Origin of the sequence: Microcoleus sp. B7-D4, from assembly GCF_036705125.1 — a bacterium.
GTDB lineage: Bacteria > Cyanobacteriota > Cyanobacteriia > Cyanobacteriales > Microcoleaceae > Microcoleus.
The window spans coordinates 22,548-29,243 of sequence record NZ_JAUBTT010000100.1; the positions used below are offsets into that span (position 1 = coordinate 22,548).

The 6,696-nt window shown below is 48.0% G+C and carries 15 protein-coding genes; all 15 read left to right on the forward strand.

What is annotated here, in order from left to right; all coding sequences use genetic code 11:
• The first annotated feature begins 96 nt into the window (after positions 1-96).
• The 15 genes from QUB12_RS30275 (at position 97) to QUB12_RS30345 (ending at position 6,598) form a co-directional block, all read left to right on the forward strand.
• Entirely contained in the window at positions 97-714 is a 618-nt protein-coding gene (locus tag QUB12_RS30275) for a hypothetical protein (RefSeq protein WP_333309828.1), read from the forward strand.
• Entirely contained in the window at positions 711-887 is a 177-nt protein-coding gene (locus tag QUB12_RS30280; protein ID WP_333309830.1) for a hypothetical protein, read from the forward strand. The genes QUB12_RS30275 and QUB12_RS30280 overlap by 4 nt, the downstream gene beginning before the upstream one ends.
• A 2-nt stretch (positions 888-889) precedes the next feature.
• Positions 890-1,096, forward strand: coding sequence for a hypothetical protein (locus QUB12_RS30285; RefSeq protein WP_333198306.1), 207 nt, complete (start codon positions 890-892; stop codon positions 1,094-1,096).
• Positions 1,097-1,099: 3 nt separating this feature from the next.
• Complete coding sequence (locus tag QUB12_RS30290) at positions 1,100-1,318, forward strand: hypothetical protein (RefSeq protein WP_333309832.1); 219 nt, start codon at positions 1,100-1,102, stop codon at positions 1,316-1,318.
• A gap of 13 nt (positions 1,319-1,331) precedes the next feature.
• Complete coding sequence (locus QUB12_RS30295; protein WP_333309835.1) at positions 1,332-1,622, forward strand: hypothetical protein; 291 nt, start codon at positions 1,332-1,334, stop codon at positions 1,620-1,622.
• Between the two features lie 62 nt (positions 1,623-1,684).
• The gene (locus tag QUB12_RS30300) at positions 1,685-2,410 is read left to right on the forward strand and encodes a hypothetical protein (RefSeq protein WP_333309838.1); all 726 of its coding nucleotides are present in this window, start codon (positions 1,685-1,687) and stop codon (positions 2,408-2,410) included.
• A 14-nt stretch (positions 2,411-2,424) separates the two neighbouring features.
• Positions 2,425-2,964 (forward strand): hypothetical protein, encoded by a 540-nt coding sequence (locus QUB12_RS30305; RefSeq protein ID WP_190739260.1) that lies wholly within the window; start codon positions 2,425-2,427, stop codon positions 2,962-2,964.
• Complete coding sequence (locus tag QUB12_RS30310; RefSeq protein ID WP_333309842.1) at positions 2,964-4,997, forward strand: hypothetical protein; 2,034 nt, start codon at positions 2,964-2,966, stop codon at positions 4,995-4,997. The genes QUB12_RS30305 and QUB12_RS30310 overlap by 1 nt, the downstream gene beginning before the upstream one ends.
• Positions 4,987-5,118: a hypothetical protein gene (locus QUB12_RS30315; protein WP_333309845.1), complete on the forward strand. Its 132-nt coding sequence runs from the start codon at positions 4,987-4,989 to the stop codon at positions 5,116-5,118. The genes QUB12_RS30310 and QUB12_RS30315 overlap by 11 nt, the downstream gene beginning before the upstream one ends.
• 14 nt (positions 5,119-5,132) lie before the next feature.
• On the forward strand, positions 5,133-5,387 hold the full coding sequence (locus tag QUB12_RS30320) for a hypothetical protein (protein ID WP_333309848.1): 255 nt from the start codon (positions 5,133-5,135) through the stop codon (positions 5,385-5,387).
• The gene (locus tag QUB12_RS30325; protein WP_333309851.1) at positions 5,380-5,523 is read left to right on the forward strand and encodes a hypothetical protein; all 144 of its coding nucleotides are present in this window, start codon (positions 5,380-5,382) and stop codon (positions 5,521-5,523) included. Before QUB12_RS30320 ends, QUB12_RS30325 begins: the two co-directional genes overlap by 8 nt.
• Positions 5,524-5,596: 73 nt before the next feature.
• Entirely contained in the window at positions 5,597-6,049 is a 453-nt protein-coding gene (locus QUB12_RS30330) for a hypothetical protein (RefSeq protein ID WP_333309853.1), read from the forward strand.
• Entirely contained in the window at positions 6,039-6,215 is a 177-nt protein-coding gene (locus QUB12_RS30335) for a hypothetical protein (RefSeq protein WP_333145216.1), read from the forward strand. The genes QUB12_RS30330 and QUB12_RS30335 overlap by 11 nt, the downstream gene beginning before the upstream one ends.
• A complete protein-coding gene (locus QUB12_RS30340) occupies positions 6,215-6,418 on the forward strand; it encodes a hypothetical protein (protein ID WP_333145217.1) in 204 nt (67 codons plus the stop codon). The genes QUB12_RS30335 and QUB12_RS30340 overlap by 1 nt, the downstream gene beginning before the upstream one ends.
• Before the next feature lie 21 nt (positions 6,419-6,439).
• Complete coding sequence (locus tag QUB12_RS30345) at positions 6,440-6,598, forward strand: hypothetical protein (RefSeq protein WP_333145219.1); 159 nt, start codon at positions 6,440-6,442, stop codon at positions 6,596-6,598.
• Positions 6,599-6,696: the final 98 nt, after the last annotated feature.

Consider the following 6,696-nt stretch of genomic DNA (forward strand, 5'->3'; position numbering starts at 1 on the left):
TTAGTTGACTAATGCACTGATGCACTGATATACTAACACACATATCGATAGAAATCGTTTTCATCGATAAATGCCAATTTTAAAACAGACTGAACTATGGAACTAGAAAACCTTGCAGTAATTGACGTTGAGTCCGAGCCTATCGATAATTCAGAGCCAGAGGATGAAGAAATTTGGTACTCTGCGGTGCAAATTCAAGGGCTGCTGAAACTGAGCAAAGCAGGCCTCCAGCAATCGATTTCCAAGCTCGTTAGCATTTACGGACTCGACCGCGAAACTCTCCGCCGTGGCGCTGCACGAGCGACCCAATACTCTGAGCTTGCCCTGAAAGCTTGCAAATTGCTGAATGCAGGGAAGCTTAGCGAATTGCGGAAATTAGTAGAGGGTGCCCCCGCCGCATCTTCTCCCTCGATCACTGGAGCCTTGGCAATCTCCGAATATATCCCAGTGCTCGATCGCCGGATCACCCAATTGAATCAGAATGCAAATTCTGCTTCGGCATCCTTGAATCAAAATGTGCAGCAGCTTCTAGCTCAAATTGCTTCCGAAAATCAGGCGGCCGGGCAGCGCGACGCTGACTTGGACAATGCTGAAATCAACGCAGCTCAAAATCGTGGGGCTGCACGAGCTCTGGCCGTTTTTCAAGCCGAACAGAAAGCCCAAGCGGAAGTCTTAGCCCAGCTACGGGCGATGAAACTGGGGGCGGAATCATGAGCTTCTACAAAGTTCAAGTCAAGCGCGAGTACAACGCACCGCGAGTGTTTAATGTTGTCGCCAGCAAATCTCAGGACGCTGTTGTAGTGGCAGCTCAGAGTCTGAGAGAAGAAGGCATTACAGACGCGAAAGGCATTGAAATACTCGGTCAAATCAACAGTTTGAGGGATTAAAAATGGTACGAATTATTAACGGTGTAGTTTTTGAAGACGGCAAACCTGGAAAACGGGTTATCAATACGAATGGCGGTAATTACGTCGAAACAATTAAGGGTGATTTCATTGCTGGCACGGTCATCAACCATAAGTCTTCACCAACGCCGGAACGCAAGGATTTGTCTAAGGATGGCGAGGCAATTGACGTGAAATCTGAGGAGGTTTAAACGATGCTTAACGATGATGACAAAGACTTCGATAAAAACCTGACCAAGATAATGGTTGGCGGTGCGCTTGTAGCTGGCACTCTTGTCTTTGCAATTGGGTACGATACGGGCTACCAATCCGGCGCAAAGCGAGTTCCAGAGCCGACAATTATTCACGGAAACGTCACGATTAACAACAGCATTAATCTGAATTCAGATGATGCTGGAAGCGTTTCTAAATAGGAGGGCTTGAGCAATGACCAAAGTTTTTGAAATTACGCCTGAATCCAACCCCGAAATCTGGGCAATGTTGCAGCCCCCTGTTACCGATGAGCCAGAGCGTCCGTGCATCAACTGCGATAACCTCGGATTCCCGGAGTGCCAATTTACGGCTGTTGGACTGGATTTGGCAACGGCGATCGAACTTTCGGAAAGCTGGCGGCGCGGTGAATTTTTGCCCGTTATTGGTCATCCGGCGGGCGATCGAGTATCTGACAAGCTCAACCAAATGACAAATCAAAGCCAGCCGATCGCCCTGAGAAAGTAACCGACTGGCTCGTAATTCTTCCCCTAGCTTGTGCTGGGGGACTAATCTAAGGAGATTTTACTATGGATTTTGGACGCAACGACACCAGCAGCATAGCAATAAGGAACCCAGCAGCGGGACACAGCCCCTACATTGATGAAAAAGCGGGAGACTGGGCAGACACAGAGGCTGACATTCTCTCTTACTTGAGCGATGTCACCAAGCTGGAAGCGATGGCCGATAAAGCAGCCAATGCCGAACAGCTTGCCTTAGTTTTAGAACCCTTCCTTGATAACGCTGAAACCTATCTGGAGGCGTTGGGGAAAATTGCCGACGGTCAGGTCACATGGACAGAAATTAGGAAGAAATTCGGCTCTAAAGTCGGAAATGCGATCGCTAAAATTCGCAAGCTCAATGCGGAATTTGGGTCTGAGATGGAGCAACTAGATGCCAAAGACCGTGCAGCAATGCTGAAGATTGAAACCAAGCGTCAGCACGGATTAGCCGAGATTGCTTCCGAGCTCACGGGTGACTTACAAGCGGAATTGTGGCGACACGAGAACAAGATGGAAGCTATCGCAAACAGGGGTGAGGTGGCAGAGAAACGTCAGACCATCCAAGAATCACTCCGGGAGAGGCGACAGAAGCTGCTCAGTCGCGCAACAGTCGGCTCGGATAAAGGGATTCAGGAGAAAGTGCCAGTGACTATTGGATCTGCCAGCAACAACAGCGCCAGCGTGTCGGCAACTGGTTCGCCTAGAGGGTTTGGGGGCTGGTTCGCAGGTGTAATGAATCTCAACAACCGTTAAGCAAGAGGGGACTTATGCACGAATTCATCGGGTCAAGTCCCCTTTCCTTTGCGGGAGGGGGACAGCAACAGCAACAGCAACAGTACCAGCAACAACAAGTTACAGCACCAACAATTGAGCAACCGCAACCAGAGGAAACCAATGCTGAACGCCAGTACCGGGACGCTGCCAATCTTTGCGAAGTAGTTGCGCCCACACTGTTAGGTTCAGCCGTGGTTTTCGCATTCCATATCATGCAAGTCGCAGGCGGTTCAGTGGTTGCAATTGGTATCTACCAGATTTACTTAGCAGCCAAGATTACCGGGCAATCAAAGCATCGCTTACCTACTGCAATTGTTGGCGCTGGAGTGACGCTTGGCATGATTGCTACTCTTGCTGAGCCAGTTACTGAATTGCAGCAAGTAAGCGATGCAGAGCCACGCCTAGAGACAGGTATAAAAGAAATTCAGACGGTAAAAAAACCTGCTTCCAGTAACTTTGATTACTTGCCTTCAATTGCGCTTGTCCTCATCGTTTTTTGCTTAGTCTTCAAAGCCAAAGGAGTCAGCAAGTAATGACACCCTTGACCGAAAAACACGCTCAATTGCTTAAGTCAAACCGCGCTCTGTTGTTGACCTTTGAAAGACTCCCGATTGCTGGCAAGCTGTCGGCAGTTGCCTTGGCACTGATACTGGGAGTGTATAGCGGAATAACCGCAATCCAGGGGACGGCAAGCAATAGGGTGCAGCTCTGCATCCGCAACAAACAAGCCTTGCAATGCGTTGATAAAGCAGGCAAACCGTACATAATGACCGAGTACCACGCAGAGAAGTGGAAGGCTAATCCCAACGTGGTTTTCCATAAGAAAATACCCGCCACAAATCCGCACAAAGCATTGTGGATGGCGCTTGCTGGATGCAGTTTTTGGGCTGCGGGTGCTGGCTTGAGAAGCCTACAAAACTCTGAGCGACAGCTTGCAAACTATGAGATTCTTGCAGAGAAGCGCGACCTAGCAAAAGGTCAACTGGCGGCTCGTACTGAGCTGCTGGAAGATTACCGGGCAATGAGGATTAAAGAAGTACAGGCCGAGGGCGATGTGGAGGCGGTCGCGAATGACTGTGCGGTGGTTTTAAAACAGTGTGAAGTTTTGGGTGAAGCCGACATCCGCATCGCTCAAATGGAGGCTGAGGAAGCAGTTTTCGAGGCGGAAACTGCGGGTTTGCCAGAGGATAAAAAGCGAGAATATATTGCGTTTCTGCGGAACCAAAAAACTCCCTTTCAATTTCAGTTGACAGGTACACAAACATTCGACGGCATTAATAATCCTAGCGACAAAGTAGAATCGGGTTCAGCATCAGCTATTGAATCGGCAACAGTATCGCATCTGCTTCATCCGTCCGAAACCAAAGCAATTGCCATCCTCAAACAAGTCGCTGGCTCTCGGCTGTCGCTGCTTTTTATTGCCGGAAGTGGAGGCGGAAAGACAGTCACGCAAGCTTGTTTAATCTCGCTGCTTTTAGAGAAATGCCCTGATACCGAGTTCTGGGTAGTTAGCCAAAAGAATGATAGTTATTGTGGGCTGAGAGAGAAGGGCAGAGTCACACTTTTTGAAATCACAAACCTCAAAGCTACGCTCGACAGAATCCATCACGTTTGGGAAATTTACGACACCAGAAGGAGAAAAAAAGAACACGAAAGAGCAAGTATGTCACCCGTGCGACTGCTGCTTGCTGACTGGCTGAGTATCAATTCAGCGCTCCAAGAAATGGCTTCTCATCCCGATGTAAAAGCATCAAATTACCTAGTAGAACTGTGTGATATTGGCTTGAACGGTCGAGACTTCAACGTCGGGTTTTGGGCAGACTTGCAGAGCTTCTATTTGTTGGCTATAGGCATGAAAGCCGATTCCAATATCCGCCAGAACTTCAATCTAATAGGACTGGGCAATTACTACACCGACGAATTCGGTTTTGTTAACGACTCTTACGGCGTTCTCGCAAACATGATTGCCACTCATTCCATCATTGAAAACAAGGAAGTACGGCAGGCGCTATTAGTCGAATTTAACGACCTCAAACCCATTTCCAAACAGCACGAACGACCGATTATGCTCTCCACTTTGTCACCCCCCACAGTGTGCCTGCAAGCAAATGTTCGCCACTACCAACAACAGCATCAAATTGTGTCTGGTATGGAAGCTTCCAGCGGTCAAGCCGACATCTCTGACAGTTCATCTGGGAAGGGCAATGTGCCTTCCGTCCAAGATTGGGGAAACCTCCAGAACCCTTATTGGAAGGGAGAGGAAGGCTCGGAAGGCTCGGAAGGCTCGGAAGATTTGGAAGCCTCGGAACGCAGTTTAGAGGACTATTTGGCAGATGTACTCACGGAAACTTCCGCACCTGTCTTCTCTGAGGAATTCCCGCTGACAGACCATCAGGAACGGGTGCAGCTAGCTAGGTTATTAATTGCCAAAAAGTTGGGTAAACAAAAAACGATTTGGTTGCTCTGGGGCTTGAAGGATGGGGGAAGGAATAATCATCGCTACATAGATGCAAGAACTATGCTTGAAAACTTAATGAAAGGAGAAGGTAACGACAATGCTCAGTAAATTATTAAGCGTCCTCCCGGACTTCATTCTCGACCCCATATTCGATGCCATCTTTGCAGAATTTGTACGACGGGGCAACATCATTTTTGAGTACGATTTGACCGACAATGACCGCAATTAAAAGAGGACAAAACAATGTCAACTTATAAGCAGTACGAGCATTCCGGCAACCCGCCGATTCCTGACGAATTAGCAACGTGCATCGCCTTCTTGCAAGCTGCAAAACTCAGAGCCGAAGCACACATCTGCAACCCATTCACAGATACATCGTGGCTGGAGGAATCTGAACAACAATTGATTGATACTGCCAGCGCTTCTATTGATGTAGCTGTAGCGAATTTGGAAGCATTAAGGGAGGCATTAAGACGGGATGAGGAAGCAGATGAATGATACCAACACCACATCCCTAAAACTCACACCGACTGAAGCCCTGGCGCTTATCTCATCGGTGCAGTTGGCTAGCACCATTACCGACACCGAGCTAATTCAAAAGGATGCGGTGATAGCAGCAAAAAAAATCCAATAATCTCTCGGCAAGGATTCTGAAATCTTTAAGTTTCTGGAGTTGGGCTGGAAGAGAATTGAAGGGAGTAAAAAAAGTGACTAATACCTACCTAATTTCAGTGCGACCGACTTGGGCTTCTGCATTCTTCCTCGACCGGAGTCCGAAGACAATCGAACTCAGAAAAGGCAAGTTTGGAACATCCCTAAAACCGGGCGATACTATTGTAATTTATGCCACCTTGCCGACTGCTGAACTGCTAGGAATTGTCCGGGTTCTGAAGCGCCAATCATTGACTGTCGATCGACTGTGGCGGGCATCGGAGCAAGGCAAACTGGCAAGAGTATCGCGGGCGCAATTCCATGATTATTATGCCCAACAGGAATCAGGAATTGGGGTTTGGGTAGAAGCGGCCGAATTCTTCCCCAGTCCGATCGCACTTTCCAAACTTCGCCAGAACTGGGGCCATCGCTGGCAACCACCGCAGCAAATTCAGCAGCTAACCCATGAACAGATTGCATTCATCAAAGGAGGAGCAAGTGGAACTTAAAAGGCTAGAACAACTGGCAGCCCTAGAAAACAGAATCGATACAGCCACCGAAAAACTGAAAGTAGATATCAAAATTGGATTGATGGATACCGCACAGGCAATTGAGGAGATAAAGCTTCAGTTGCAGGAAATCGAAGCCCAGAAAGGAAAAGGAGGGGCTAACTAATGGAAAACGATGAATTGCCAGAGGGATATTATCATTGCTCCAACTGTGGGCGGGATACCCCGCACGAATACTTGCAGAATATTCCCGCAATATTCTATGAAACCTGTAGTGGGGAAGAACTGCAAAAGCTAGAAGAGGAAACCCCATTTTTGGTCACTTGCATGGTTTGCCCTTTCGAGCCCGCACTGAACATCGCCCGCTGAACATAAACGAGAGCAAGAATTATGGAAAATCAAGAATTTCATTTTGAGTTTGTAAAGGGCCAGCATCACTATCAAAGCGGCGGGAAAAAGGAGGACTTGCAATCTCCCGCTTCTCGATCGGGCTGGGAAGCAGAAAAGTTTCAGCACGAGAAAAAAATAAAAAAGTGCGAATCGAATTAACCGATCGCCAAAACTCCTGAAGCCGTTTATAGTGTTGGTAATTAGGGTAAAGGGTGATTCCAGTTACCAGTTACCAGTTATCGATTACCCATTGTGAA

What these genes read in the sequence shown, in the direction of transcription:
- QUB12_RS30275 (WP_333309828.1), top strand. Translation starts at nt 97, where the DNA reads ATGGAACTAGAAAACCTTGCAGTAATTGACGTTGAGTCCGAGCCTATC.
- QUB12_RS30280 (WP_333309830.1), top strand. Translation starts at nt 711, where the DNA reads ATGAGCTTCTACAAAGTTCAAGTCAAGCGCGAGTACAACGCACCGCGA.
- QUB12_RS30285 (WP_333198306.1), top strand. Translation starts at nt 890, where the DNA reads ATGGTACGAATTATTAACGGTGTAGTTTTTGAAGACGGCAAACCTGGA.
- QUB12_RS30290 (WP_333309832.1), top strand. Translation starts at nt 1,100, where the DNA reads ATGCTTAACGATGATGACAAAGACTTCGATAAAAACCTGACCAAGATA.
- QUB12_RS30295 (WP_333309835.1), top strand. Translation starts at nt 1,332, where the DNA reads ATGACCAAAGTTTTTGAAATTACGCCTGAATCCAACCCCGAAATCTGG.
- QUB12_RS30300 (WP_333309838.1), top strand. Translation starts at nt 1,685, where the DNA reads ATGGATTTTGGACGCAACGACACCAGCAGCATAGCAATAAGGAACCCA.
- QUB12_RS30305 (WP_190739260.1), top strand. Translation starts at nt 2,425, where the DNA reads ATGCACGAATTCATCGGGTCAAGTCCCCTTTCCTTTGCGGGAGGGGGA.
- QUB12_RS30310 (WP_333309842.1), top strand. Translation starts at nt 2,964, where the DNA reads ATGACACCCTTGACCGAAAAACACGCTCAATTGCTTAAGTCAAACCGC.
- QUB12_RS30315 (WP_333309845.1), top strand. Translation starts at nt 4,987, where the DNA reads ATGCTCAGTAAATTATTAAGCGTCCTCCCGGACTTCATTCTCGACCCC.
- QUB12_RS30320 (WP_333309848.1), top strand. Translation starts at nt 5,133, where the DNA reads ATGTCAACTTATAAGCAGTACGAGCATTCCGGCAACCCGCCGATTCCT.
- QUB12_RS30325 (WP_333309851.1), top strand. Translation starts at nt 5,380, where the DNA reads ATGAATGATACCAACACCACATCCCTAAAACTCACACCGACTGAAGCC.
- QUB12_RS30340 (WP_333145217.1), top strand. Translation starts at nt 6,215, where the DNA reads ATGGAAAACGATGAATTGCCAGAGGGATATTATCATTGCTCCAACTGT.
- QUB12_RS30345 (WP_333145219.1), top strand. Translation starts at nt 6,440, where the DNA reads ATGGAAAATCAAGAATTTCATTTTGAGTTTGTAAAGGGCCAGCATCAC.